A 24,115-nucleotide genomic window follows, 5' to 3' on the forward strand; every position below is an offset into this window, starting at 1 on the left:
CACCCCCGTACGCACGATGGCCTCCCATCGTCTGCCGGGAGGACGCCCCATGCCGAGCTCCCTGTCCGTACGGTCCGGTGCGGCACTGGCCGTCGCCCTGGTGCTGGCCGCGACGGCCGCCACAGGGTGCGGCGGAGGCGACGACGGGGGCGGGAGGAGCGAGGCGACCGGGAGCGCGGACGCGTCCTCCTCGGGCTCCCCCTCCGACACGGGCGATCCCTCCGGCCGTCCGGACCGGGACACGGGCACCGGGGCCGGCGAGGACGACGGGGACACCGACGGGCCTACCCGCCGCCGGACGGCCGACCTCCCGGACTCCCTCACCCGGCAGAAGCTGGACTGGTCGCGCTGTCCCGCGCCCGACTCCGCGCAGGGCGACCAGGGCGGCTCCCCCTCCCCCATGCCGGACGGAACGGTGTGGGAGTGCGCCACCCTCAAGGCACCCGTCGACTACAGCAAGCCGAACGGCAGGACCCTGGGCATCGAGATGATCCGGGCCCAACGGCACGAAGGGAAGAAGAAGAGCCGCCGTATCGGTTCCCTGGTCTTCAACTTCGGTGGCCCGGGCGGCTCCGGAGTCGCCGCCCTCCCCTCGTTCGGACAGGACTACACGGCCCTTCAGCGCGGCTACGACCTGGTGAGCTTCGATCCGCGCGGCGTGGGACGCAGCGAGGGCGTCCGCTGTGCGAGCGGCAAGAGGATGGACGCGTACTTCGCCGCCGACTGGACGCCCGACACGGACGGCGAGGAGAAGCGGCTCTTCCGGCGGCAGGACCGCTTCGCCAAGGCCTGCGGCGAGAAGGCCGGCACTCTGCTGCGCCATCTGACCACCGCGAACACGGCCCGCGACATGGACCTCATGCGCGAGGTCCTGGGCGACAGGAAGCTGCACTACTTCGGTATCTCCTACGGCACCGAACTCGGCGGCGTCTACGCGCACCTCTTCCCGGAGAAGGTCGGCCGCGCCGTCTTCGACGCGGTCGTCGATCCGACGGCCACGCCCCAACAGGGCGCGCTCAGCCAGGCAGCCGGGTTCCAGCTCGCCCTGGACAACTATCTGTCCCAGTGCGCGGAACAGGGCCCGGACTGCCCCGTGGGCGACGACCCCGAGGAGGCCAAGCGCCGGATCACGGACCTGCTCGCACAGTTGGACGCCGAACCGCTGCCCACCGACGGGCCACGCAAGCTGACCGAGTCGCTCGCCGAGGGCGGCATCGCGCAGGCCCTGTACTCCGAGGAGATGTGGGACCTGCTGTCCCAAGGGCTGGACGAGGCCCTCCACGACGACAACGGAAGCACTCTGCTGCTCCTCTCCGACTCCCTCAACGGCCGCAACCAGGACGGCAGCTACAGCACCCTCCAGGCCTCGCTGACGGCCATCAGTTGCGCCGACGCGAAGGAGCGGTACTCGGCGGACGACATCAAGGCCGGGCTGCCCTCGTTCGCCGAGGCGTCCGGGGTCTTCGGTCCGATGTCGGCGTGGGGCATGGCCCAGTGCCACGGCTGGCCCGTCAAGGGCCGCTGGAAGACGCCCTCCGTGAACGCGAAGGGCTCGGCGCCCATCCTGCTCGTCGGTACGACGGGCGACCCGGCCACGCCGTACGCGGGGACCCGGCACATGAAGGAGCGGCTCGGTCCCGGCGTCGGGGTCGAACTCACCTACAGGGGCGAGGGCCACGGGGCCTACGACAGCAAGGACAAGTGCGTCAGGGCCAACGTCAACGGCTATCTGCTCAAGGGCAGGGTCCCCGCCGACGGGACGTCCTGCGGCTGACCGGAGGCGGTACGTAGGGTGGCGCTCCAGGAGACGAGCGAGGGGGAGGGCCACGATGGCGCGAGGGAAGTCCACCGGGATATGGCGGGCGGGGGCGCTGGCGCTGGCCGCCGCCGTCCTCGCCGGAGCGTGCAGCGGGGGCTCGGACGACGGGGGCGGGGACGGGACGAAGGACTCCGCGGGAAAGGAGTCCCCGTCGGCCCAGGGCGGCGGGAAGCTCGGCTGGAAGAAGTGCGCGGCGCCCACATCCCGCCAGTACCAGCTCAGAACGCCGCCCAAGAAGATGCCCGACGGGGCGGAATGGCAGTGCGGAAAACTCCGCGTCCCTCTCGACCACGCGAAGCCGGACGGCGAGAAGATCGACCTCGCCCTCGTGCGCGTACGGGCGAAGGAAAAGACGGAGAAGAAGCACCAGGGCTCCCTGGTCTTCAATTTCGGCGGCCCCGGCGCCTCCGGCGTCGCCCTGCTCCCCTTGGCCGCGCCGGAGAGCTACGACAAGCTCCGTGAGGGATACGACCTGGTGAGCTTCGACCCGCGTGGCGTGGGCGAGAGCGCCGGAGTGGTCTGCCAGGACGGCAAGCGGAACGACGCCGACTACGCCGTGGAGAGCACCCCCGACGACGCCGAGGAGGTGCGGACGGTCAAGGACGTCCAGAAACGGCGCGTCCAGGGCTGCGAGAAGCGCGCCGGAAAGCTGCTGCCCCACCTGACGACCGAGAACACGGCCCGCGACATGGACCTCCTGCGCGCGGCCCTGGGCGACAAGAAGCTCGGCTACTTCGGCATCTCCTACGGCACCCAGCTCGGCGGGGTCTACGCCCGCCTCTTCCCCGAGCGCGTGGGCCGCATGGTCCTCGACGCGCCCATAGACCCCACCCTGGGAACGCGGGAGGCGGCGCTGAGCCAGATCAAGGGCTTCGAGCTGGCGCTGAACAACTACCTCAAGGACTGCGTGAAGTCCGCCACCTGCCCGCTGGGGACGAGCGCGCCGGAGGCCGGGGAGAAGCTGGCGGCGCTGCTCGAGAAGATCGACAAGAAGCCGCTGGCCACCCGCGGGAAGCGCGAGGTGACCGAGGCGATGGCGACGACGGGCATAGGCGCCGCGCTCTACTCCAAGGAGACCTGGGCACCGCTCTCGATGGCGCTCCAGGAGGCGAAGTCCGGGCAGGGCGACACCCTGCTCGCCCTGTCCGACGCCTACTCGGGACGCGGCCAGGACGGCCAGTACACGAACATGCTGGACGCGAGCGTGGCCGTGAACTGCGCCGACCACAGCGCCCGTACGTCCTACGAGGACGCCGAGAAGGAGGTCGCCGCCTTCCGCGAGGCCTCCGCCGTCTTCGGGCCCTCGCAGGCGTGGGCGCTGACGTCGTGCGAGGGCTGGCCCGTGCGCGGGAAGAGCGACACGGTAGACGTCCGTACGGACAGCGACGCGCCCGTCGTGGTCGTGGGCAACACAGGCGACCCGGCGACGCCCTACAAGGGCGCGCGGAAGATGACGGACGCGCTGGGCGGCGGTGCCAGGCTGCTCACCTTCAAGGGCGAGGGGCACGGCTCGTACGACACCGGCGACGCGTGCGTCCAGAAGAACGTCAACGGCTATCTGCTGGACGGGAAAGCGCCGAAGGACGGCACGGTCTGTCCGTGACCGTGCCGTCCGTGCGGTCCGTACCGTCCGTTCCGTCCTCCGGGGACGCGTCCGTATGGGCCGTATGGGCGTAAGGGGTGGACCGGGCGGGCCCGGTCAGTAGACCGGCTTCTCGGGCTCGATCTGGTTCACCCAGCCGATGACGCCGCCGCCGACGTGGACGGCGTCGGCGAAGCCCGCGTTCTTCAGGACGGCGAGGACTTCCGCGGACCGGACACCCGTCTTGCAATGCAAGACGATCTTCTTGTCCTGCGGAAGGTCCTGGAGCGCGCTGCCCATCAGGAAGTCGTTCTTGGGGATCAGGCGGGCGCCCGGGATCGAGACGATCTCGTACTCGTTGGGCTCGCGGACATCGATCACGTCGATGCTCTCGCCGTCGTCCATCCACTCCTTGAGCTGCTTGGGAGTGATGGTCGAGCCGGCGGCGGCCTCCTGGGCCTCCTCGGAGACGACGCCGCAGAACGCCTCGTAGTCGATCAGCTCGGTGACCGTGGGGTTCTCGCCGCAGATCGCGCAGTCGGGGTCCTTGCGGACCTTCACCTGGCGGTAGGTCATCTCCAGCGCGTCGTAGATCATCAGGCGGCCGACGAGGGGCTCGCCGATGCCCGCGAGAAGCTTGATCGCCTCGTTGACCTGGATGGAGCCGACCGAGGCGCAGAGCACGCCCAGGACGCCGCCCTCGGCGCAGCTCGGCACCATGCCGGGCGGCGGGGGCTCGGGGTACAGGCAGCGGTAGCAGGGGCCGTGCTCGCTCCAGAAGACGGACGCCTGGCCGTCGAAGCGGTAGATGGAACCCCACACGTACGGCTTGTTGAGCAGCACGCACGCGTCGTTGACCAGATAGCGGGTGGCGAAGTTGTCCGTGCCGTCCACGATCAGGTCGTACCCGGCGAAGATCTCCATCACGTTCGAGGAGTCGAGGCGCTCCTCGTGGAGATTGACCGTCGTGTACGGATTGATCCCGAGGACCGTGTCCTTGGCCGACTCGGCCTTGGAGCGGCCGATGTCCGCCTGGCTGTGGATGATCTGCCGCTGCAGGTTCGACTCGTCGACCTCGTCGAACTCGATGATGCCGAGCGTGCCGACACCCGCGGCCGCGAGATACATCAGTGCGGGCGAGCCCAGCCCGCCCGCGCCCACACAGAGCACCTTTGCGTTCTTGAGCCGCTTCTGCCCGTCCATCCCGACATCCGGAATGATCAGGTGGCGCGAGTACCTGCGGACCTCGTCGACGGTGAGCTCACTGGCTGGCTCGACCAGGGGTGGCAGTGACACGGAGACTCCGTTGGTCGGTGGGACGTACGGGGAACCGCCCGCACGAGGGCGGGTATTCCTCTCGTAACACTGCCACGCCCTATCTCATTCCGAGACACCAGGTCCGATGCGCGAGACGATGTCGTCCCAGTACCCGGGCAGGGTCTCCCAGGGGTCCTGACCTCCTCTTGCCGTCCTGTCGGTGAAGCAGACCGTGCCCGCGCCCTGCCAGCGCGCGATCCGCAGGGCCTCCTCCAGGTGCGTGCGCGGCAGTCCGTGGACCAGGTGGCAGAACCGCTCGGGCGGATGGTCCGCCGTCCACTCCGCCGCCTGGGACCAGCGGTAGTCGGACCAGCTCCCCGCGAAGGTCACGAGCTGGTCGGCGCAGTCCGCGTACCCGGGGTGCGGATACGTTCCGTGCTCCAGGACGACATGGCCGCCGCCGCACAGGGCACGCACGGTCGTCGCCGTACGGTGCGCCTCCATGAGCCGCTCGGAGACGGCGGGACAGCGCGCCATGTAGAAGCCGTCCACGCCGTACCAGTCGAGGAAGCGGTGCGCGTCGGAGACGAGTTCGCCGAACGGCCGCGAGCCGTACCGCATGTCGAGATGGCCGAGCACCGCGACCCCGGACTGGCGCAGCGCCGCGGCGGCGGGCGCGCAGTACGGATCGGGGCGCGCGCCCGGCCCCGCGTTCACGTCGAGCACGGCCCACTGGAGCGGCCCGCAGGCGCCCGAGGGGCCGGGGAGCGCTCCTACGCCGGGGCGTGCCAGCTCCGCCCACTCCATGGGCGCCACCATGGGATGCGCGCATCCCGGCACGGCCAGGCCGAGACCGCCGCCCCGCCCGTCGGCCGCCGGGCGCGCCCGCCCGGGTCTGATCAGATACGGCATGCCGCCTCCATCCAGATGTCGGCCAGGGACTCCTCCAGACCGATGCGGGGACGCCAGCCCAGCCGGTCCCGTGCCGTACGGACGTCCGCCTGCTGCCAGCTCCCGCAGCCGTCCGGATACGGGTAGGCCGACGGCTGGGGCGCGCTCCCCTGATGCGCGGGCCCGCCCGGGTGCCCGGGCCCTCCGGCGTGCGCCGGCCCGCCCTGGTGCCCAGGGCTGCCAGGTCCACCCGGACCGCCCGGGTGGCCAGGGTGACCCGGATGGCCCGGTCCACCGGCGTGCACCGCGGTCCCCGCGCCCACGGCGTGCGCGGAGGGCGGGCCGCCCGCGGGCGAGGGCACCACGGCGCTCGGGCCCGTCACGCCCGCCGGACCCGCCGGGCCGTCGGCGGACCCCGGCGCTCCGGGGGCGACGCCGTGCTCGTGGACCGCGCCCGTGTACCCGGCGACGCGCGCGAGCAGCGAGGCGACGTCCCGCAGCCGCACCGCGCGGCCCGTGCCGATGTTGACGATGCCCTGCGCGGCGGAGAGCGACGCGGCGTGCACGGCGCGCGCGATGTCCCGTACGTCCACGAAGTCCCGCTGGACGCCGAGGCCGTTCAGCCGCAGCTCGCTGTCCCCCTGCTGCATGGTGCGCCGCATCGCCTCGGCGAGCCGTCCGAGGGGCGAGCCCGCGGGGGTGCCGGGCCCGATGGGTGAGAACACCCGCAGCACCACGGCGTCCAGCCCGGAGGCGGTCACCAGCTCCGTACCGGCGAGCTTGCTCACGCCGTACGGCCCGCCCGGGCGCGGCACGGCGTCCTCGCCGGTGGACGAACCGGCCTGCGAGGGGCCGTACTCGGCGGCGCAGCCCAGATGGACGAGGCGCGCGCCACAGCCGCTGCGGCGCAGCGACTCGCACACGGTGGCGGTGGCCACGACGTTGTGCCGGATCAGCTCCCGCCCGCCGCCGCGCGTGGCACCGGCGCAGTTGATGACGACGCCCGGGTGGACCGCGTCGAGGAAGCGGGTCAGGGCGCCGGGGCTGCCCGTGGACAGGTCGAAGCGGACGTCCGCCTCGTCGCTCCTGCCGAGTGCCGTGAGCTGCACGGCGGGGTCGGCCAGGAGTCTGTCGGCGACGAACCTGCCGAGATAGCCGGAGGCTCCCAGAAGCAGCACTCTCATCGCACGTCCTCCCGCTGTCCGCACACGGCGGTGCACGGCGGTGTCAACTGATCGGTGGTCATCGGGTCTTGCTCCTTCTCGGTGTGACGAGGTCGCGTACGGCGTCCCGCGCGGGGCGCCGTACGGAGGGCGGGGCGGCGGTCATGCGGGCTCCGCCGCCCTGTGGTGGGCGGAGGCGCCGGTCAGCGCGCGGGCGGCGTACGCCAGCAGGCCGAGCGCCGCGCAGGCGCAGGCCGTGACGGTGACGGCGTACGTGCCGCAGGCGGCGACGGCTGTCTCCACGGGACGGCCCAGCACGCCGAGGCCCGGCAGCCGGGCGGCGAGGACGGCCGTGAGGGCGAGGGCCTGTCCGGCGCAGGCGGCCCCGAGCCCCGCCGAGGCGGCGGGCCCGAAGCCGTGCGCGGTCAGCAGCAGCCCCGCGAACAGCAGGAGGCCCAGCGCCGTCGAGACGCCCAGCGGCCCGGCGAGGTCCGGCCGCGGAAGGGCGTGCACAGCATCGTCCAGCGCGCCCGCGTACGCGTATCCGGTACGGGCGAGGGCGTGCGCGGCGCCCTGTACGGCCAGCAGCGTCACGGCGAAGAGGACGACGACCCCGGCGAGCAGCGGGCGCACCCCGGCGGCGAACTCCTCCAGGCTGGCGCTGACGGCGAGCCTCCGCCGCGCCCGCAGGGCGAACCAGCGGGCGCACCAGACGGCGGGCGCGACACCCAACGCGAGCCCCAGTGCCGTGCCGGGCACCTCCGGCATCTCCCGCACACCCGAGGTCAGCAGGGCGTGCCCCAGGTCCGGCAGGTCGGGGCCGCCCGCCAGGACGGACGCCAGCAACCGGTCGCCGTAGAGGGCGAACCCGGCCAGCCAGCAGACCCAGAGGGCCGTGCCGCGCGGCAGGGGAACGGCGCGCACCGCGCACCGCGCGCCCATCAGCACCGCGACCGCCCCCACGAGCGCCACCGTCAGCCGCGCGAACGGCGGCACGGAGGGCACCAGCGCGAGCGCGCCGAGCGTCAGCACGCACACTCCGCCGGGGAGCAGCGGTAGCGCCGCCCTGCCGGACGGCGCGCCGCGCCGGTGCGGAAGGGCCCCGGCCCCGGATTCCGTGGCGGCACCGGACGGGACCGGTGCGCCCGCGTCGCCCTCCAGCCGGGCACGGGCATCCGCGCGGGGGACGCGCGCGTACAGCTCCTCCGCGAGCGAGAAGACGTCCCGGTGCTTGAAACGGGCGGCCGTACGGTCGGTGACGCCGTGGGCCTCCAGCCCGGCGGCGATCTCCAGCGGATCGACGGCGTGCTCACACAGCTCGCGGTGCTGGTGCATCAGCCCGCGTACGGGATCGGCGGGGGCGCTCATCCGGCCTCGCCCTCCCCCGCGTCCGCGCCCACACCCACCGGCGCGCTCCCGCCACCGGCGCCGCGGCCGGTATCGCCACCGCCCCCGGCACCCGAGGCGCCACTCGCGGCGCTCACGCCACTCGCGCCACTCGCGCCACTCGCACCGCTCACCTTGCTGCCGCCGCCCGCCCCGTCGGCCCCCGTCGCCCAGCTCGGCGTCGGGACCGCCGCAGAGGCGGGCGCGGAAATCGAAGCCGAAGCCGAAGCGGAAGCCGAGGAAAGGTCGGAGGCGGCGGTGCGGCGTGCGCCCGTGGCGGCCCAGCGGCCCGGCAGATGTGCCTCGGCGGGGCGCGCGAAAGGATGCGGCGCGCCCTCCGTCCCCGGCTGCCCGGCCCCGCTCCCGGACGCGCCCGGTACCGGGCAGTGCGACATCAGCTCCAGATAGATGCCGCGGAACGCCTCGACGTTCTGCTCGACGGTGAACAGCTCCAGCGCGCGCGACCGCGCGGCGGCGCCCAGCCGCGCGCCGCGCGCCGGGTCACGCAGCAGGTCCGCGCAGGCGTCGGCCAGCGCGCGGGGGTTGCGCGGCGGGACGACGAGCCCCGTGCCGCCGATGACCTCGCACACGGCACCGACGTCCGTCGAGACGGTCGCGCGCCCGCAGAACATCGCCTCGACCAGCGAGACCGGGAAACCTTCCACCACGCTCGACAGCACGACGACATCGCCCGCCCCGTAGGCCTCGGCGAGGCTCGGCGCCGTCGGGCCGCCCAGCTCCTCGAAGGAGACCGGGCATTCGCCGACCGAACGCGCGTCGGACGCCTCATCGGGGAAGAGCTGCGCGGCCAGCGCGCGGCAGCGCGTCCCGTAGTCCGCGTCCTCCGCCTCCGCCTCGCCGCGCGCGACGACGCGCAGCCGCGCGCCGGGGACCCTCTCGCGGACCTGGGCGAAGGCGTGCAGGAGCCCGAGCAGGTCCTTCTCGGGCTCCACGCTCCCGACCCAGACCAGGGTCGGCGCGCGGTCGCGGCCCGTGTCCGACGGGCGGGCGCGGACGGTCTGTTCGCCGATCTCGGCGAACGGGGACGCGTCCATGCCGGGGTAGACGGTGCGCAGCTTCTCGGGGCGCGCGCCGCAGCGTTCCTGCCAGCGCCGCGCGTGGGTGTTGCCCGGAGTGATCAACTGCGCCCGCGCGTAAGCCTCCCGCGCGAGCCGCCCCTGGAACGAGGCCAGCATGGCGCGTACGGGGGCACCCGCCGCCACGGGTGCCACGGCGCCGGCGGCGCTCGCGAGATAGTGCTCGCGCAGCCGTACGCCGTACTCGGAGATCAGCAGGGGCGTGCCGAAGGTGCGCTGGGCCAGCAGTCCCGGCAGCGCGGCGAGGCCGCCGCCCACCGCGTGGCACAGGTCGGCGGAGGCGAGGCCGGGGTCGCCTCCCCGCTCGCCGTACCAGTCGAGGGAGAGCGGGCGCAGGGCGCGCTCCAGGCGCTCGGTGACCGCCAGGAGATCGGAGACCTGCGCCGACTGGACCGCGCGGAGCGCGCCGGGGGCGCGGCAGGCCGACTCCAGGATGCGGACGGCCTGTTCGGAGCGGAGGGCCGGGGAGAGCCCGCCCCGCTCGGACGCGAGTTCGGCCAGCCCGTACAGGCCGGTGGCGAAACGGTCCGCCTGCTCGGTGGTGCGCCCTTCCCGTGCGCCGGGCCACGCGCCCTCGGAGCCCTCTTCCGTGTCGGCCGCGCAGACGGTCTCGGCCAGGTCTCTGAAGTGCTCGGCGAAGCGGCGCCGTTCACGACGCCCGTACGAGAGCGGGGCCGCGCCGGTCGTGGGGTCCTCGCCCGCGGGGCCGTCGCCCCACAGGGGCGCGGTGCGCACCCGCGCGACGTTGCGCGGGAGGTCGCACCAGCCCGCCTCCTCCTGGCGTGCGCCGCGGCTCAGGGCGTAGACATCGAACTCGTGACCGTCCAGGCCGCGCAGCAGACGGTCGCACCACACCAACGATTCACCCCGCGCGTAGGGGTAACCACCCTCCGTAAGCAGTGCGACGCGCACGCACGCACCCCCGATCGTTTCTCCGTGTGCGGGCCACCGGCCGGACGCGGCCCAGGTGGCGTGACGCGGAAGACGGTATGCGCGCGCCCCACCCACGCGATGGACGGTTGTCCATCGCGCCACCGGAAGGGGTGAACGCCCGTGACTTTCCCGGGCGTCAGGCGTTGGGGGCCCCGCGGCGGGGGCCGGGGGCGGCTACCCGCGGGGGTGCGGCCAGGCGTTCGGACGGCATGTCGCGCCGTCCGTCGTCAGGTACTTGGTCTGCTGCATCATGACGGGCGCGATCGCGCCGTCCTTCCCGCAGCCGACATGCCCGTGACCGAGCCGGTGCCCGACCTCGTGGTTGATGAGCATCTGGCGGTAGCTGTGCAGATGGTCGTCGCCGTACGTCTTCGCGCCGCGCGCCCACCGATAGGCGTTGATCATGACGCGCTCGGTGGCGGCGGAGTCGCAGGAGACCTTCTCCTGACTGGTGTCCAGCCCGGACTTCGCGCACCACACATCGGTCGTCCGCGGGCTGGCGAGGGTGATCACGAAGTCGGGCTTCCCCTTGGAGATCCGCTCGAAGCTGCGTTCGCCGCCGTGTGCCCAACTGCGCTTGTCGTTCAGCGTCTTGTGCACGGCCTCGGCGAACAGCGCCCCTTCCAGCGGGAGCCCCTTCTCGACATCCACGCGGTATCGCAGCACCTTCTTGCCGCGTGGCCCCTTCTCATGGCCGCCGACGGTCGCGAACGTGCCCTTCCCCTCGAAATCGTCCTCCAGGGGGAAGAGCGCGGCCATCTTGTCGTCGTACGAATCCCTGACCTCGCCGGGCTTCGTCGAGCGTCCCGCCCGCTCGTCGTCCCCGGTGTCCGTGTGCGAACCGTCCGAGGCGGGGCCCGCATTGTCCGCGCTCTGTCCGGCCTTCACGCCGGACCCCCCGCCGTCGCCCTCGCGGTGCTCGCCCGTCGCGACCTGACCGGCGATGACGACGGCCAGCACGGTGGTCACGGCAGCCGCCGCGATCCCGGTGTACGCCCGTCCCTTGCTGCCCTTCTCGTCCGGGGGCGCGATGGGCGCGAGCGGGGCGTACGGCTCGTCCGGCGGGGGCTCGCCCGGACCGCCGCGCCGCACGCCGCGCCCGGAGCCCGCTCCCTGCGTCCCGGGCCGTGACCGGGGCTGGGGCCGGGACTGGGACTGGGACTGGGCCTGAGGATCCCCGGAGGCGCGCCGCTGTCCGGGCAGCACGGGAGCACCCGTGCCCCCGGCGGCGGTCCCCGGCGTGCCGATGGAGCCCATGGCCCCCGTGGCACCCATGGCGGCGGCCGCCGCGCCTCCGGTACGCCCGGCGGCTCCCGGCGCGCCGGGCACGCCGCGCGTCCCCGGCGCGCCCGGCCCACCTCGCCCATCCGGCGCGCCCGGTCCGCCCGGCGCGCCTTGCGTGCCCGGCCCGCCCGGTCCGCCTCGCGTACCGGGCGCACCCGCGCCGCGGCGGGCGCCCGGGGCGCCCGCCGCGAAGACGTCTTCGTCGAATGCGTCCAGATAGTCCTGCCGCGGACCCCCGGCCGCTCTTCGCGCGCTCAGCCCCGAGGGCCCGCGCCCCGGCCCTTGCCCCGGACCCGGCACGGGACCGCCGCCGGGGTGCCCGTACGGACGCTGCCCGCCCGGCCCGGACGGCGGAGCGTAGCCCCGCCCCGCCTCGGGCTGCTCGGGGTGCCCGGAGGGGGCCTCGGGGACCCTGGGCACGCCGCCGGGCGGTGTCGGTCCGCCGTACACGGGCGAACCGTGCGCGGGGGTCACGGGACCCGGCGCACCCGCCGGACCCGGCCCTCCCACGCGCGGAACTCCGCCGGGCGGGGTGACGGCGGCACGCGGCACCCCGTGCGCGGGGGTGCCGTAACCGGCCTGTCCGTACGGGTCGCCCTGCGGGCCGGGCCCCTGGCGGGGACGCCGTCGCTCGCGCGGCGCGGCACCCTGCGACGCCGCGGGTATCGCGGACGTCTCCTCGGGGCCGGGCTTGCCTCTGCGGCTATGGCGTCCCACTAGTCACCTTTCGGGGTTGCCGGAGTTGCCGAAGTCGTCCCCGCAGCGTCGCGGCCGTTCTGCCGCTCCGTCAACCGAGCCGACTCGACAACGAGTTCACGTACGGCCGGGGCGACGATCTCGGGATACTCCATCATGGCCACGTGCCCCGCGTTCGGCAGCGCGAGCATCCGTGAGTCGCGGAAGGCGGTGGCGGCACGGCGTGCCATCCGGAACGAGACCAGTTGGTCCCGTCCGCCGTACACGAGCAGCGCGGGGGCGAGGACGCGCTCGGCCTGCCGCCACAGGGCGTGCTGACCGCCGAGCGTGTAGGCGTCGACGAGGCCCCGGGCCGAGCGGGTCATGACGTCCCAGAAATAGGGCAGCGCGAGCCTGCGCTCGTACTCCTCCACCGCCAGCGCGAAGTCGTCGGGGGCGACGCGGCGCGGGTCGCCGTAGCAGAGGGAGAGCACGTCCGACGTACGGCGCTCCGGCGGCCAGTCCTTGGTCAGCCGGGCGAACAGCCGCGCCACGCCGGGGACGGCCACCAGCACCGTCGGGATGGTGCCGCGCTGCGGAGGGATCTCCGGCAGCGCGGGGGAGATCAGGGTGAGCGTCCGCACCAGATCGGGGCGGACGGCCGCGACGCGCGTCGAGACCGAGCCGCCCAGCGAGTTGCCGATCAGGTGCACGGGGCCGCGGCCGGCGGCGTCGAGATAGCGGATGACCGCCCGGGCGTGCCCGGAGATCGAATAGTCCCCGCTGTCGGGCGGCGGGGAGTCGCCGAACCCGGGCAGGTCGACGGCCTCTCCGTCCACATCGCCGGCCAACTCGCGCATCAGCGCCGACCAGTTCTGCGAGGAGCCGCCCAGCCCGTGCACGTACAGCGCCGGGGGACGCTCGGGCCCCGCTCCCGCGGCCTGACCCGCGGCGGCGCCCTCACGGTCCGCGCCGTGCTCGCGCGGCGCGCGCACGGCGAGGGAGAGGCCGGGCAGGGGGACCGTCCGGAGCGTCTCCCCCTCCCCGACTCGCGAACCGGACAGCGGAGCCATGGAACGGGAGGCCGCCGCGGGGCGAATTCCCGGCTGCTCGGTGGACGACATGGGGCAATGTTACGAGACGATCACATGCCCCCACGCGTGTTCACCCTCACAAGGGGAAACACACAACCCCGGCGCCCTGCCGCGGCTCCGCACGGACGCGGTATGCGCCGTAAGACAGTGGCTTCTACGCTCGAATGAAGGGCGCTCGCCCTGGAAAGGGGAGCTGACATGCCTGTGGATCCGACGGACCCCGAGACCTTCGAGGACGTGTACGAGGACGAGCCCGAGGAACCCGCCGGGTTCGAGACCCCGGAGGAGGACGCCGCCGAACAGCAGAAGGACCTGCTTCAGCACCGCGACGCCCCGATGACAGACCGCGGTCTGGACGAAGTGGATCCCGCAGACGCCGCCGAACAGTCACGGGTGGTGGAGGAAAACGAGGACGAGTACCGATAAAGCCCCCATCACGGGGCCTCTCGGCATCCCGGCCCGTGAAATTCTCGGCCCACACCGCGCGCGCTCCTGTTACCCAAAAGTACGATGGCGACGCAGCGCAGTTCGCGCTCAGAACAACAGGGAGGCGGCGTGACAGCCATCGAGCAGACCGAAGCAGCGCGCCCGCGTGGCACGCGTCTGCCCCGCCGGGCGCGACGCAATCAACTGCTGGGCGCGGCTCAGGAGGTCTTCGTCGCGCAGGGCTACCACGCGGCGGCCATGGATGACATCGCCGACCGCGCCGGCGTCAGCAAGCCCGTGCTCTACCAGCACTTCCCGGGCAAGCTCGACCTCTACCTCGCCCTGCTGGACCAGCACTGCGAGGCGCTGCTCCAGGCGGTGCGCGCGGCGCTGGCCTCGACGACCGACAACAAGCAGCGCGTCGCGGCGACCATGGACGCCTACTTCGGCTTCGTCGAGGACGAGGGCGGCGCCTTCCGCCTGGTCTTCGAGTCCGACCTCACCAACGAGCCCGCCGTGCGCGAGCGCGTCGACAAGGTGAGCCTGGACTGCGCCGAGGCCGTCAGCGAGGTCATCTCCGAGGACACCAAGCTGCCCGCCGAGCAGGCGATGCTCCTCGCGGTCGGCCTGTGCGGCATGGCCCAGATCACCGCGCGTTACTGGCTGGGGGCGGGCCAGAAGATCCCGAGGGACGCGGCGGCGAAGCTGATCGCCTCGCTCTCCTGGCGCGGCATCGCGGGCTTCCCGATGCAGTGACCGGCGGCGACCGGTCGTGACCGGGGGCGGACGCGCGCGGCGCGCCCGCCCCCGGTTGTTCGCTCCGGGCGTGGAGCACGGCCGCCGCCTCGCGCGTACGCCGGGCTAGTGTTGCTCCCGTACGGCGCGGCTGGCCGCGCACCACGCCCCGGGCTTCGCCATGGGGAAGTCAGGGAAGTCAGGGGAAACCCGGACCGTCGGAGGGACATAGCCGTGGAGGTCAAGATCGGCGTGCAGCACGCGCCGCGCGAGATCGTCATCGAGAGCAAGCAGGCTCCCGAAGAGGTCGAGAGCGCGGTGTCGGCGGCACTGGGCAGCGGCTCCAGCCTGCTGAGCCTGACGGACGAGCACGGTCGCAAGATCCTCGTTCCGTCGGACCGTATCGCGTACGTCGAGATCGGCGAGCCGGCCGCCCGGAAGGTCGGCTTCGGCGCGATCTGACGTGCCGGTCCCGGGAGCGCCCGGGATGTCGGTCCCGGACGCGCCCGTAGCGTCCGGAACGTTCGAATGCCCCACGGCGGCCCCGGGATTGACCCCGGGGCCGCCGTTTCAGTGGCGCCCTCGCGGGGGAGTACCGGAACGACCGATTTGCACCGCGGCCACCGCACCGGCCGACACCCCGAGGAGGCCCTCGTGATCTGGGAGGCACTCGGCTCCGCAGCCATCGGGCTCGCACTGGCGCATCTCGCGTCGAAGCGGATTCCCGGGCGGCTTCCGCACCGCCGTCTCGTCCTCGCGACCGGCCTGGTGGCGGGCCTGCTGGGCGGGCTCGTGAGCGGCGTCGTCCTCGGCCCCGGCCAGTTCCCCGTCACGCTGCTGTGCGCGGCGGGCGTGGCGGCGGCCATGCTCTCGCTCCTGCTCCGGGTGGACGCCGGTGCGCCGGAGTCCCGCCGCGCGCGCCCCTCGGGAGCCTCTTCGGGCGCCTCCGCCGGCCCTCGGGAGCGGCGGCACGCGCCCCGGCAGCGCCCCGCGAGGGCGTCCGGCGCGGCCAGCCCGTCGGGCGCCGCGCGCTCGTAGGCGGCCCGCGAGACGCCCGTAGACCCGCGAGTCCGGACGCGAGCCTGGACGCGGGCCCTGAGGAGGCCACGCGCGCGGCACGGTCAGGGCGGGCGCCGTACGCCCGCCCCCGGTGGCCGGAGGCCTCAGGCGGCCAGGCCGAGCGCCGCCATCCGCTTCGTGTGGGCCTCGGTGATGCGGGAGAACATCTTGCCGACCTCGGCCAGGTCGAAGCCGTCGGCGACCCCGCCCACCAGCATCGTCGAGAGCGCGTCGCGGTCCGCGACCACGCGCTGCGCCTGCGAGAGCGCCTCGCCCATCAGCCGCCGCGCCCACAGCGCGAGCCGTCCGCCCACGCGCGGGTCTGCCTCGATCGCGGCCCGCACCTTCTCGACGGCGAAGCTGGAGTGGCCCGTGTCGTCGAGGACGCTCAGCACCAGGTCACGGGTGTCCGAGTCGAGCCGCGCCGCCACCTCGCGGTAGAAGTCGGAGGCGATCGAGTCCCCGACGTACGCCTTGATCAGGCCCTCCAGCCAGTCCGAGGGCGCGGTCTGGCGGTGGAACTCGTCCAGCGCCGCCGCGAACGGCTCCATGGCCGCCGTGGGCTCCGCGTCGATCGCCGCGAGCCGCTCGCTGAGCTTCTCGAAGTGGTGGAACTCGGCGGAGGCCATCGACGCCAGCTCCGCCTTGTCCGCGAGCGACGGCGCCAGCTTGGCGTCCTCCGCGAGCCGCTCGAAGGCGGCCAGCTCGCCGTACGCGAGGGCGCCCAGCAGGTCGATCACCGCCGCCCGGTACGTGGGATCGGCGGATGCCCGCTCCCAGTCCTGGGTGGCGATCCCGGTGCGCTCGGGCTCCGCGGGGGCCTCGGCGCCGTCGGCGGCGTCCGGGGCGGGGGTCTTGTCAGGCGTCTCCATACTCCGCACGATAGCCGTCCCCACCAGGCCCGGAAGCCCCCAGGGCGGGGCGTGAGGGGCCGCACAGGGGCCCCGGGAAACTCGTACACAACAATCGCCCCGGTACACATGCGCGTATCCGGGGTACAGTGATATTGGGTCCACTGGAACAGGTGGGCTCGACGCATGCAATGCGGATGCCCGGTCGGTGGCCCGATCGGCTCCGACCAGACAGCCCTCTGCCTGGACCGTGCTCCCCGGCCCGGTCCGCGCTGAGAGGGACCGCTCGCGCGAGAAGGGCGCTTGAGCGAGAGCCAGTGGTCCCGCACCACAGAGCGGGCCGACAGCGGCCGCTTCGGTGCGGTACGACCCTCTCCTCGCTCCGCTGGGCCGCCCCAACGCCCAGTGCGCCGCTCAGGCTCGCGCGTCACACAGAAGAGGCAAGCATCCTGTCCACGACGTTTCGAGATCTCGGAATCCTCTCCGAGACAGCCGAGGCCCTTGAGGCCGTCGGCATCACTTCCCCGTTCCCCATCCAGGAGATGACGCTTCCGGTGGCCCTCGCGGGCACCGACGTCATCGGCCAGGCCAAGACCGGCACCGGCAAGACGCTGGGCTTCGGTCTCCCGCTGCTGGAGTCGGTCACCGTCCCCGCCGACGTCGAGCTGGGCCGCGCCAAGCCGGAGGAGCTGACGGACGCGCCGCAGGCGCTGGTCGTCGTTCCCACGCGCGAGCTGTGCCAGCAGGTCACCAACGATCTGCTGACCGCCGGCAAGGTCCGTAACGTGCGCGTGCTGTCGATCTACGGCGGCCGGGCCTACGAGCCCCAGGTCGAGGCCCTCAAGAAGGGCGTCGACGTCGTCGTCGGCACCCCGGGGCGGCTGCTCGACCTGGCGGGCCAGAAGAAGCTGCGGCTCTCCTCCGTCAAGGCCCTCGTGCTGGACGAGGCCGACGAGATGCTCGACCTGGGCTTCCTGCCCGATGTCGAGAAGATCATCGAGATGCTGCCGACGCGCCGCCAGACGATGCTGTTCTCGGCGACCATGCCGGGCCAGGTCATCTCGCTCGCCAGGCGTTACATGAGCCAGCCCACGCACATCCGCGCCACCGCGCCGGACGACGAGGGCCAGACCGTGGCGAACACCGCGCAGCACGTCTTCCGGGCCCACTCGATGGACAAGCCCGAGATGGTCTCGCGCATCCTCCAGGCGGAGGGCCGCGGGCTCGCGATGATCTTCTGCCGGACGAAGCGGACGGCGGCCGACGTCTCCGACCAGCTCTCGCGGCGCGGTTTCGCGGCGGGCGCGGTCCACGGCGACCTCGGCCAGGGCGCGCGCGAGCAGGCGCTCCGCGCGTTCCGCAACGGCAAGGTCGACGTGCTGGTCTGCACCGACGTCGCCGCGCGCGGCATCGATGTCGACGACGTGACGCACGTCATCAATTACCAGACGCCGGAGGACGAGAAGACCTACCTGCACCGCATCGGCCGCACCGGCCGCGCGGGCAAGTCGGGCATCGCCGTCACCCTGGTCGACTGGGACGACATCCCGCGCTGGCAGCTCATCAACAAGGCGCTGGACCTCGACTTCAACGATCCCGAGGAGACGTACTCCACGTCCCCGCACCTCTACGAGGCGCTGGGCATCCCCGAGGGCTGCAAGGGCGTGCTGCCGCGCGCCGAGCGCACCCGCGCGGGGCTGGCCGCGGAGGAGATCGAGGACCTGGGCGAGACCGGCGGGCGTTCGCGCGGCGGCAAGCAGCAGACCCAGACCGAGGAGCGCCCCGCGCGCACCCGTACCCCGCGCCAGCGCCGCCGTACGCGCGGCGGCCTGCGGGACGGGAGCACCGCTGCGGACTCCGCCGCTCCGGAAGGGGTGAGCGAGGACGCGAAGGCCGACGCGGGCTCCGTCTCCGGCTCCGGTTCGGGTGAGGACGCCCCGGCGCGCAAGCCGCGGCGCCGCCGCCGTACGCGCGCGGGTGCGCCCTCCGCCGAGGACGGCGCGAAGGCGACGCCCGCCGCGACGCCCTCGGAGTCCGGCGACGCCAAGGCCGCCGAGGCGTCCGTGGAGTCCGGTGACAGCGCCGCGACGGGCTCGGACGAGCCCCGCAAGCCGCGGCGCCGTCGTACGCGCTCCGGCAGCAGGTCGGGCGCGGCCAAGCCGCGCGCGGCCGAGGCCACGGAGGCGTCCGGGGACTGACCCCCCGGCGCATCCGGCGCCCTGGCGCACGTGTATTGACGCGGCCCGGTACCCCTTCGGGGGTGCCGGGCCGCGTGCCGTGTGCTGCGGGTAGCGTCCTGGCATGAGCAAGCCCCCCTTCCTCGAACTCCCGGCGGGCGCGCGGGCGTACCGGCTGGAGACCGCACGCGGCGCGTTCGCCGTGCACGACTGCGGCACGCCGGAGCGGGGCACGGCGCTGCTGCTGCCCGGGTTCACGGGCAGCAAGGAGGACTTCATCGGGCTGCTGGAGCCGCTGGCCTCCGCCGGGTTCCGGGCCGTGGCGGCCGACGGGCGCGGGCAGTACGAGACGGGCGGGCCGCCCGACGAGGGCGCGTACGCCCAGGACGAGCTGGCGCGCGACGCCCTCGCGCTGGCGGGCGCGCTCGCCGCGGAGGGGCCACAGCCGCAGGCGAGCCCTCGTCCCCGGGCGAGCCCGCTCCCGCATCTCCTCGGGCACTCGCTCGGCGGCCTGGTGGCGCGCGCCGCCGCGCTGCGCGCCCCCTCCCGTTTCGCCTCGCTCACCGTGATGAGCTGCGGCCCCGGCGCCGTCTCCCCCTCGCAGCGGCGCCGGGTGGAGCTGCTGCTGGGGGCGCTGCCCGTGCTGGGGATGGAGGAGATCTGGCAGGCGATGCGCGAGCTGGACCAGTCGCCCGGCGCGGCGGGGCAGGCGCCCTACTCGGCGGCCGAGGAGGCGGCGACGCCTCCGGATGTGGAGGAGTTCCTGCACCGCCGCTGGCTCACGAACGTTCCCGCGCAGCTCGCCGTCACCGCGCGCCAGCTCCTGACCGAGCCGGACAGGACCGAGGAGCTGGCGGCGCTGGACCTGCCGCTCCATCTGGTCTCCGGCAGCGTGGACGACGCCTGGCCCGTGCCGTCGCTGGACGCGATGGCGGAACGGCTGGGCGCGCGCCGTACGACGATCGCGGGCACCGGGCACTCGCCGAACGCCGAGCGCCCGGACGAGACGGCGCGCGCCCTCGCCGCGTTCTGGACCTCGCTCGGCTCCTGCCCCCGATGATCGGCCCCTGCCCCGGCTGATCAGCCCTTGCCCTGGATGAACTGCGTGATGCCGTTGGCGACCTGCTGCACGGCGATGGCCGACAGCAGCATCCCGGAGAGCCGGGTGACAAGGACGACGCCGCCGTCCTTGATGACGCGGATGATCAGCAGCGAATAGCGCATCACCAGCCACAGCACGACGTGCATGGCGACGATCGCCGACCAGACGGAGACCTGCCCGCCCCAGCCGTCGGCGTGCTGGACGGCGAGGATCACCGAGACGATGGCGCCGGGCCCGGCCAGCAGGGGCATGCCCAGCGGTACGAGCGCGACGTTCACGTCCTTCGTCTGGGTCGGCTCGTCGGTCTTGCCGGTGAGCAGGTCCAGCGCGACGAGCAGCAGGAGCAGCCCGCCCGCGACCATCAGCGCCGGGACGGAGACGTGCAGGTAGTCGAGGATCTGCTTGCCGCAGATGCCGAACAGGGTGATGACCCCGAAGGCCACGGTGGCGGCCTGGAACGCCATGCGGCGCTGCACCTTGACGGGCCGGCCCGAGGTCAGGCCGAGAAAGATGGGAGTGATCCCGGGCGGATCCATGATCACGAAAAGCGTGACAAATACCGACCCGAAGAGGGCGAAGTCGAACACAGCGGTGCCTAGGGGTGTGCGAAGTGATGAGGGGAGGTGGGGCGGGAGAAACGGGCGGGCGCGGTGAGCCGGACCTGTCAGTCCGCCGCGGGGCCCGTGACCGGCGTCGCGCCTGAGCCGCGCGCGGCGATCTCGGCGTAGACGTCGGGAGCCGTGGTGAAGGCGCCGAGGCCGATGGACTTGCGGCTGCCGTGGTAGTCGGAGGAGCCGGTCGCCAGGAGGCCCAGCTCCCGGGCGAGGCCGTGCAGCCGCTCGCGGGTCTCCGGGGTGTGGTCGGCGTGGTCGGCCTCGACGCCGTCGAGCCCGGCCGCCGCGAGATCGGTTATCGCGCTCTCGGGCACCGTCTGGCCGCGCTTGGCGGCGAGCGGGTGCGCGAAGACGGCGACGCCGCCCGCGCCCTTGATCAGCCGCAGCGCGTCGAAGGGGTTCAGCTCGTGCTTGCCGACGTACGCCCGCCCGTCGTTGGCGATCCACTCCTCGGTGAAGGCGTCGGAGACGGTCGGGACGACGCCCGCCTCGACCATGGCGGCGGCGATGTGCGGACGGCCCACGGAGCCGTCGCCCGCGATGCGCGCGACCTGCTCCCAGGTGACGGGGACGTCCAGCTCGCGCAGCTTCTCCACGATGGCGCGGGCGCGCGGCACGCGGTCGTCACGGACCAGCTCGCGCTCGCGGGCCAGCTCCGGCTCGGCGGGGTCGAAGAGATAGGCCAGCATGTGCAGGCTGATGTCGCCCAGGCGGCAGGACAGCTCGGCCCCGGTGACGAGGGTGAGGCCCGCGGGCAGCGCGCGGAGCGCCTCCGGGTGCCCGGCGACCGTGTCGTGATCGGTCAGCGCCACCACGTCCAGGCCCGCCGCCGCGGCGTTCCTGACCAGCTCCGTCGGCGAGTCCGTGCCGTCCGAGGCGGTCGAGTGGGTGTGCAGGTCGATGCGCACGGGAACGGGGCTCTCTCTTCGGACGGTGACGCGCGGGCGTTCCCAGAATAGCCGCCGGGCGTCGTGTCCCCGTCAGGGCGGCCCGGCGGGGGCCCGGCCACGGGGCCACGGGGGCCCGGCCACGGGGCCCCGGAACCCCGGCGTCAGGAGATGAGGCGGGGCGAGAGCGCGCCGCAGGGCAGCAGATCGACCTCGGCACCGGCGTCGCGGAGGTCGGTGAGCACCAGCTCGTCGTAGAGCAGCAGCCCCGACTGCTCGGGCCAGACGATCGCCCACAGCCACAGGCCGCGGGCCTCCCCCGCGAAGACGGCGCGGTCGTCCGGGGTACCCGTCACATGCCAGAGGGGGGTGGGACGGCCCGCGGCGAGGACCTTGACGTGCGGGGGCTTGTCGACGCGGATGCCGGGGCCGGGGTCGGGGCCCTCGATGCCCGCGTACCGCGCGCCGAGACCCACGCCCAGCTCCTCGGCGACCAGCAGCAGCTCGCCGGGGCCTCCCAGCGGCCCCGGGCCCGAGCAGGCGACGACGGTGGCGCGGCCGCCGCTGCGGTCGTCGCCCGCGCTGGCGACGCCGGTGAAGAGCCAGCCGACGGGCAGCGGCCAGGGCATCCAGACGGGGACCTGAGTGCGTCCGACGACGACCGCGAGCGCCTCCACGCTGGGCGGGATGACCGGCTGGAGCGGGTGCACCGTGCCGTGCACGCCGCACTGCCAGGTGTCGGCGAAGAGACCGGGCGCCCGGACCCGGCTACCGCACTTCGGGCAACTGGGTTCGCCCCTCATGAGCCTTAACGGTCCTACCAGCCCGGCGTCGCGTCAAGGACGATCACTCGGCTGGACGGCCGCGGGAGGTTGCGGGGGAGGTTGCGCACTTCATATAGGTGTAGCTTGCATTAGTTAGCCAAGCTAATTTATTGTCTGTATACGTCAACTACTTCCGGAGTTCGCATCGAAGGAGCGGCAAGGCATGAGTGGTGATCCGTTCGACGAGGGCGGCGGCAGTATCCTGCGCCAGCCGAAGGCCGTCTGGGCGACGGCCGGCGCGTCCGTCGTCGCGTTCATGGGAATCGGGCTGGTCGACCCGATCCTCCCCTCCATCGCCAAGGGGCTCGACGCGGGCCCGAGCCAGGTCTCGCTGCTGTTCACCTCGTACTTCCTGATCACCGCCATCGCGATGCTGGTGACCGGATTCGTCTCCAGCCGGATCGGCGGCCGGAAGACCCTGCTCGCCGGGCTCGCGCTCGTCGTGGTCTTCGCGGCCCTCTCCGGCACCTCGGGCTCCGTCGGCGAACTCGTCGGCTTCCGCGCGGGCTGGGGCCTGGGCAACGCGCTCTTCGTCTCGACCTCGCTCGCCGTGATCGTCGGCGCCGCCGCCGGTGGCAGCGCGGCGGCGATCCTGCTCTACGAGTCGGCGCTCGGCCTCGGCATGGCCTGCGGCCCCCTGGTGGGCGCCGTGCTGGGCGACGCGAGCTGGCGCTTCCCCTTCTTCGGCACGGCCGTCCTGATGGCCATCGGCTTCCTCGCGATCACGGCCTTCCTCAAGGAACAGCCCAAGCCCGCGCGGAAGACCTCGCTGCTCGACCCCGTCAAGGCGCTCGGCCACGGCGGGCTGGCCTCCGCCGCCGTCTCCGCCTTCTTCTACAACTACGCGTTCTTCACGGTGCTGGCCTTCACGCCCTTCGTGCTGAACATGTCGCCGTACCGCTCGGGCGCCGTCTTCTTCGCCTGGGGCGTGCTGCTCGCCGTCTTCTCCGTGCTCGTCGCACCCCGGCTCCAGGAGCGGTTCGGCTCGCTGAAGGTGCTGGGCGGCTCGCTGGTCCTGATGGCCGCCGACCTGCTGATCCTCGGGTACGGCAACCACACGGTGGCCATCGTCGGCACGATCGTCTCCGGCGCCTTCATCGGCCTCAACAACACCGTCTACACGGAGCTGGCGCTCGGCGTCTCCGACGCGCCCCGGCCGGTGGCGAGCGCGGGGTACAACTTCGTGCGCTGGTTCGCCGCGGCGGCGGCGCCGTTCCTGGCGCCGAAGATCGAGGAGTGGACCGACATCCACATCCCGTTCGTGGTCGCGGCGGCCACCGCCGTGATCGGCGCGGTGATCGTGGGCGTACGGCGCAGGGCGCTCACGATGGAGGCCGAGGAGCTGCTGCCCGAGCACGAGGCCCAGGACGCCGCCGCCTCCGGCGAGGCCCAGCCCGCTACGGCCTGAACCCTCTGACGGGTCCGCGCCTGGACAGAAGCTGCCCCCTGCCGCTTCGTCGCAAGCCGCGGGCCCGTTGTGGTCGCTCGCGCAGTTCCCCGCGCCCCTGGCTCTAATCGGCCAGCCGCACGCTTTCCCGTTGCGGGGCCCTCAGGTCCGTCCCATGGCGGAGCCAGCGTTCCTGGAGGGCCTCGGCGCCGTGGACGCGCTTCCATGCCGCCTCGTTCGGCGTCATCGGCAGCAGCGGAAGGAAGCGGACCGGATCCATCGGCGGGTCCAGCTCCAGGTCCTCGACCAGCCCGCCCGGCTCGGCGGCCAGGACCGAGGTGAAGGGAGCGCCGGGCCACAGTGGTTCGCCGACGTCGAGGGAGTTGCCGGGCGCCACCACGACGCCCTCGACCTGCGGCGAGGCCGCGAGGACGGCGAGGGGGCGCAGGACCTTGTCGGTGTCGGTGCCCGGCTGGGCCCGTACGGACAGGAGGAGCTCCGCACGGGGCCCCTTCTCCGGGTCGGCCAGCGCGGCCGCCGGGTCCGTCATCGGGGCGGCCGACATTCCGAGCGTGGCGTACCGCACGATTCCGGACGTGGCGTCGAGGAAGCGGAGAACCTCGATCCGGTCGGTGCCGAGGAAGGTCACCGCGGCCCGCGCGTCGGGTTCGCCCAGCGCAGAGCGCAGCCGGGCCTCGACGAGAGTGAGAACGTCAGCCATCCCGCGAGCATAGATCGCGTAAGAACGCGGCAAAGACGCAGCCGCGTTGGGGGAAAGCGGCGAGTGAACGGTTCTGCGAGTGCTACCGTTGACTGCCGGTCAAGGCATGCATACGTCGTCCCCCACGGGGGACCGGCCGGAGGAGGTGGGA

At 73.4% G+C, this 24,115-nt stretch carries 21 protein-coding genes; 9 read left to right on the plus strand and 12 right to left on the minus strand.

Going from position 1 to position 24,115, the window contains the following annotated elements:
• The first annotated feature begins 49 nt into the window (after positions 1–49).
• Entirely contained in the window at positions 50–1,774 is a 1,725-nt protein-coding gene (locus ABD343_RS12270) for an alpha/beta hydrolase (protein ID WP_344527139.1), read from the plus strand.
• A 55-nt stretch (positions 1,775–1,829) separates the two neighbouring features.
• Positions 1,830–3,422, plus strand: a complete 1,593-nt coding sequence (locus tag ABD343_RS12275) for an alpha/beta hydrolase (protein ID WP_344527141.1) — start codon at positions 1,830–1,832, stop codon at positions 3,420–3,422.
• A gap of 96 nt (positions 3,423–3,518) precedes the next feature.
• Here the strand turns inward: ABD343_RS12275 and moeZ are convergent, their stop codons facing one another.
• The 7 genes from moeZ to ABD343_RS12310 form a co-directional block, all read right to left on the minus strand.
• Positions 3,519–4,697 (minus strand): adenylyltransferase/sulfurtransferase MoeZ, encoded by a 1,179-nt coding sequence (moeZ, locus tag ABD343_RS12280; RefSeq protein WP_344527143.1) that lies wholly within the window; start codon positions 4,695–4,697, stop codon positions 3,519–3,521.
• A gap of 84 nt (positions 4,698–4,781) precedes the next feature.
• On the minus strand, positions 4,782–5,570 hold the full coding sequence (locus tag ABD343_RS12285; RefSeq protein WP_344527145.1) for a spherulation-specific family 4 protein: 789 nt from the start codon (positions 5,568–5,570) through the stop codon (positions 4,782–4,784).
• Positions 5,558–6,733 carry an SDR family oxidoreductase gene (locus ABD343_RS12290; protein ID WP_344527147.1) on the minus strand — a complete coding sequence of 392 codons (1,176 nt, stop codon included), beginning with the start codon at positions 6,731–6,733 and terminating at the stop codon, positions 5,558–5,560. Before ABD343_RS12290 ends, ABD343_RS12285 begins: the two co-directional genes overlap by 13 nt.
• Positions 6,734–6,874: 141 nt before the next feature.
• Positions 6,875–8,080, minus strand: coding sequence for a hypothetical protein (locus ABD343_RS12295; protein ID WP_344527149.1), 1,206 nt, complete (start codon positions 8,078–8,080; stop codon positions 6,875–6,877).
• Positions 8,077–10,107 (minus strand): DUF3492 domain-containing protein, encoded by a 2,031-nt coding sequence (locus ABD343_RS12300; protein WP_344527150.1) that lies wholly within the window; start codon positions 10,105–10,107, stop codon positions 8,077–8,079. Before ABD343_RS12300 ends, ABD343_RS12295 begins: the two co-directional genes overlap by 4 nt.
• A 195-nt stretch (positions 10,108–10,302) precedes the next feature.
• The gene (locus ABD343_RS12305) at positions 10,303–11,457 is read right to left on the minus strand and encodes a DUF3152 domain-containing protein (protein ID WP_344527152.1); all 1,155 of its coding nucleotides are present in this window, start codon (positions 11,455–11,457) and stop codon (positions 10,303–10,305) included.
• 671 nt (positions 11,458–12,128) lie between these two features.
• A complete protein-coding gene (locus tag ABD343_RS12310; RefSeq protein ID WP_344527154.1) occupies positions 12,129–13,211 on the minus strand; it encodes an alpha/beta fold hydrolase in 1,083 nt (360 codons plus the stop codon).
• Positions 13,212–13,379: 168 nt separating this feature from the next.
• Here ABD343_RS12310 and ABD343_RS12315 point away from each other — a divergent pair, with 168 nt between their 5' ends.
• The 4 genes from ABD343_RS12315 (at position 13,380) to ABD343_RS12330 (ending at position 15,380) form a co-directional block, all read left to right on the plus strand.
• Positions 13,380–13,607 (plus strand): hypothetical protein, encoded by a 228-nt coding sequence (locus ABD343_RS12315; protein WP_344527156.1) that lies wholly within the window; start codon positions 13,380–13,382, stop codon positions 13,605–13,607.
• Positions 13,608–13,736: 129 nt separating this feature from the next.
• Entirely contained in the window at positions 13,737–14,363 is a 627-nt protein-coding gene (locus tag ABD343_RS12320) for a TetR/AcrR family transcriptional regulator (RefSeq protein ID WP_344527158.1), read from the plus strand.
• A gap of 213 nt (positions 14,364–14,576) precedes the next feature.
• On the plus strand, positions 14,577–14,804 hold the full coding sequence (locus tag ABD343_RS12325) for a DUF3107 domain-containing protein (RefSeq protein WP_344527160.1): 228 nt from the start codon (positions 14,577–14,579) through the stop codon (positions 14,802–14,804).
• Between the two features lie 192 nt (positions 14,805–14,996).
• Complete coding sequence (locus ABD343_RS12330; protein WP_344527162.1) at positions 14,997–15,380, plus strand: hypothetical protein; 384 nt, start codon at positions 14,997–14,999, stop codon at positions 15,378–15,380.
• A 125-nt stretch (positions 15,381–15,505) separates the two neighbouring features.
• On the opposite strand, the gene ABD343_RS12335 is transcribed toward ABD343_RS12330, so the two are convergent.
• Positions 15,506–16,273 (minus strand): ferritin-like fold-containing protein, encoded by a 768-nt coding sequence (locus tag ABD343_RS12335; RefSeq protein ID WP_344527164.1) that lies wholly within the window; start codon positions 16,271–16,273, stop codon positions 15,506–15,508.
• Between the two features lie 521 nt (positions 16,274–16,794).
• Here ABD343_RS12335 and ABD343_RS12340 point away from each other — a divergent pair.
• Both ABD343_RS12340 and ABD343_RS12345 read left to right on the plus strand, forming a co-directional pair.
• A complete protein-coding gene (locus ABD343_RS12340; RefSeq protein WP_344527166.1) occupies positions 16,795–18,450 on the plus strand; it encodes a DEAD/DEAH box helicase in 1,656 nt (551 codons plus the stop codon).
• A 103-nt stretch (positions 18,451–18,553) separates the two neighbouring features.
• On the plus strand, positions 18,554–19,489 hold the full coding sequence (locus ABD343_RS12345) for an alpha/beta fold hydrolase (protein WP_344527168.1): 936 nt from the start codon (positions 18,554–18,556) through the stop codon (positions 19,487–19,489).
• Between the two features lie 20 nt (positions 19,490–19,509).
• Here the strand turns inward: ABD343_RS12345 and ABD343_RS12350 are convergent, their stop codons facing one another.
• The 3 genes from ABD343_RS12350 to ABD343_RS12360 form a co-directional block, all read right to left on the minus strand.
• Positions 19,510–20,118 carry a MarC family protein gene (locus ABD343_RS12350; protein WP_344527170.1) on the minus strand — a complete coding sequence of 203 codons (609 nt, stop codon included), beginning with the start codon at positions 20,116–20,118 and terminating at the stop codon, positions 19,510–19,512.
• 77 nt (positions 20,119–20,195) lie between these two features.
• Positions 20,196–21,053: a PHP domain-containing protein gene (locus ABD343_RS12355; RefSeq protein ID WP_344527172.1), complete on the minus strand. Its 858-nt coding sequence runs from the start codon at positions 21,051–21,053 to the stop codon at positions 20,196–20,198.
• 143 nt (positions 21,054–21,196) lie between these two features.
• The gene (locus tag ABD343_RS12360; protein ID WP_344527174.1) at positions 21,197–21,835 is read right to left on the minus strand and encodes a DUF6758 family protein; all 639 of its coding nucleotides are present in this window, start codon (positions 21,833–21,835) and stop codon (positions 21,197–21,199) included.
• A 184-nt stretch (positions 21,836–22,019) separates the two neighbouring features.
• On the opposite strand from ABD343_RS12360, the gene ABD343_RS12365 reads away from it, so the two are divergent.
• Positions 22,020–23,264, plus strand: coding sequence for an MFS transporter (locus ABD343_RS12365; RefSeq protein WP_344527176.1), 1,245 nt, complete (start codon positions 22,020–22,022; stop codon positions 23,262–23,264).
• A 103-nt stretch (positions 23,265–23,367) separates the two neighbouring features.
• Here ABD343_RS12365 and ABD343_RS12370 read toward each other — a convergent pair whose 3' ends face one another.
• A complete protein-coding gene (locus tag ABD343_RS12370) occupies positions 23,368–23,964 on the minus strand; it encodes a suppressor of fused domain protein (protein WP_344527178.1) in 597 nt (198 codons plus the stop codon).
• Positions 23,965–24,115 lie beyond the last annotated feature (151 nt).

Source organism: Streptomyces albiaxialis, assembly GCF_039530985.1.
GTDB classification, from domain to species: Bacteria; Actinomycetota; Actinomycetes; order Streptomycetales; family Streptomycetaceae; genus Streptomyces; species Streptomyces albiaxialis.

What these genes read in the sequence shown, in the direction of transcription:
- ABD343_RS12270 (WP_344527139.1), top strand. Translation starts at nt 50, where the DNA reads ATGCCGAGCTCCCTGTCCGTACGGTCCGGTGCGGCACTGGCCGTCGCC.
- ABD343_RS12275 (WP_344527141.1), top strand. Translation starts at nt 1,830, where the DNA reads ATGGCGCGAGGGAAGTCCACCGGGATATGGCGGGCGGGGGCGCTGGCG.
- ABD343_RS12285 (WP_344527145.1), bottom strand. Translation starts at nt 5,570, where the DNA reads ATGCCGTATCTGATCAGACCCGGGCGGGCGCGCCCGGCGGCCGACGGG.
- ABD343_RS12290 (WP_344527147.1), bottom strand. Translation starts at nt 6,733, where the DNA reads ATGAGAGTGCTGCTTCTGGGAGCCTCCGGCTATCTCGGCAGGTTCGTC.
- ABD343_RS12295 (WP_344527149.1), bottom strand. Translation starts at nt 8,080, where the DNA reads ATGAGCGCCCCCGCCGATCCCGTACGCGGGCTGATGCACCAGCACCGC.
- ABD343_RS12310 (WP_344527154.1), bottom strand. Translation starts at nt 13,211, where the DNA reads ATGTCGTCCACCGAGCAGCCGGGAATTCGCCCCGCGGCGGCCTCCCGT.
- ABD343_RS12315 (WP_344527156.1), top strand. Translation starts at nt 13,380, where the DNA reads ATGCCTGTGGATCCGACGGACCCCGAGACCTTCGAGGACGTGTACGAG.
- ABD343_RS12335 (WP_344527164.1), bottom strand. Translation starts at nt 16,273, where the DNA reads ATGGAGACGCCTGACAAGACCCCCGCCCCGGACGCCGCCGACGGCGCC.
- ABD343_RS12340 (WP_344527166.1), top strand. Translation starts at nt 16,795, where the DNA reads ATGACGCTTCCGGTGGCCCTCGCGGGCACCGACGTCATCGGCCAGGCC.
- ABD343_RS12345 (WP_344527168.1), top strand. Translation starts at nt 18,554, where the DNA reads ATGAGCAAGCCCCCCTTCCTCGAACTCCCGGCGGGCGCGCGGGCGTAC.
- ABD343_RS12360 (WP_344527174.1), bottom strand. Translation starts at nt 21,835, where the DNA reads ATGAGGGGCGAACCCAGTTGCCCGAAGTGCGGTAGCCGGGTCCGGGCG.
- ABD343_RS12365 (WP_344527176.1), top strand. Translation starts at nt 22,020, where the DNA reads ATGAGTGGTGATCCGTTCGACGAGGGCGGCGGCAGTATCCTGCGCCAG.
- ABD343_RS12370 (WP_344527178.1), bottom strand. Translation starts at nt 23,964, where the DNA reads ATGGCTGACGTTCTCACTCTCGTCGAGGCCCGGCTGCGCTCTGCGCTG.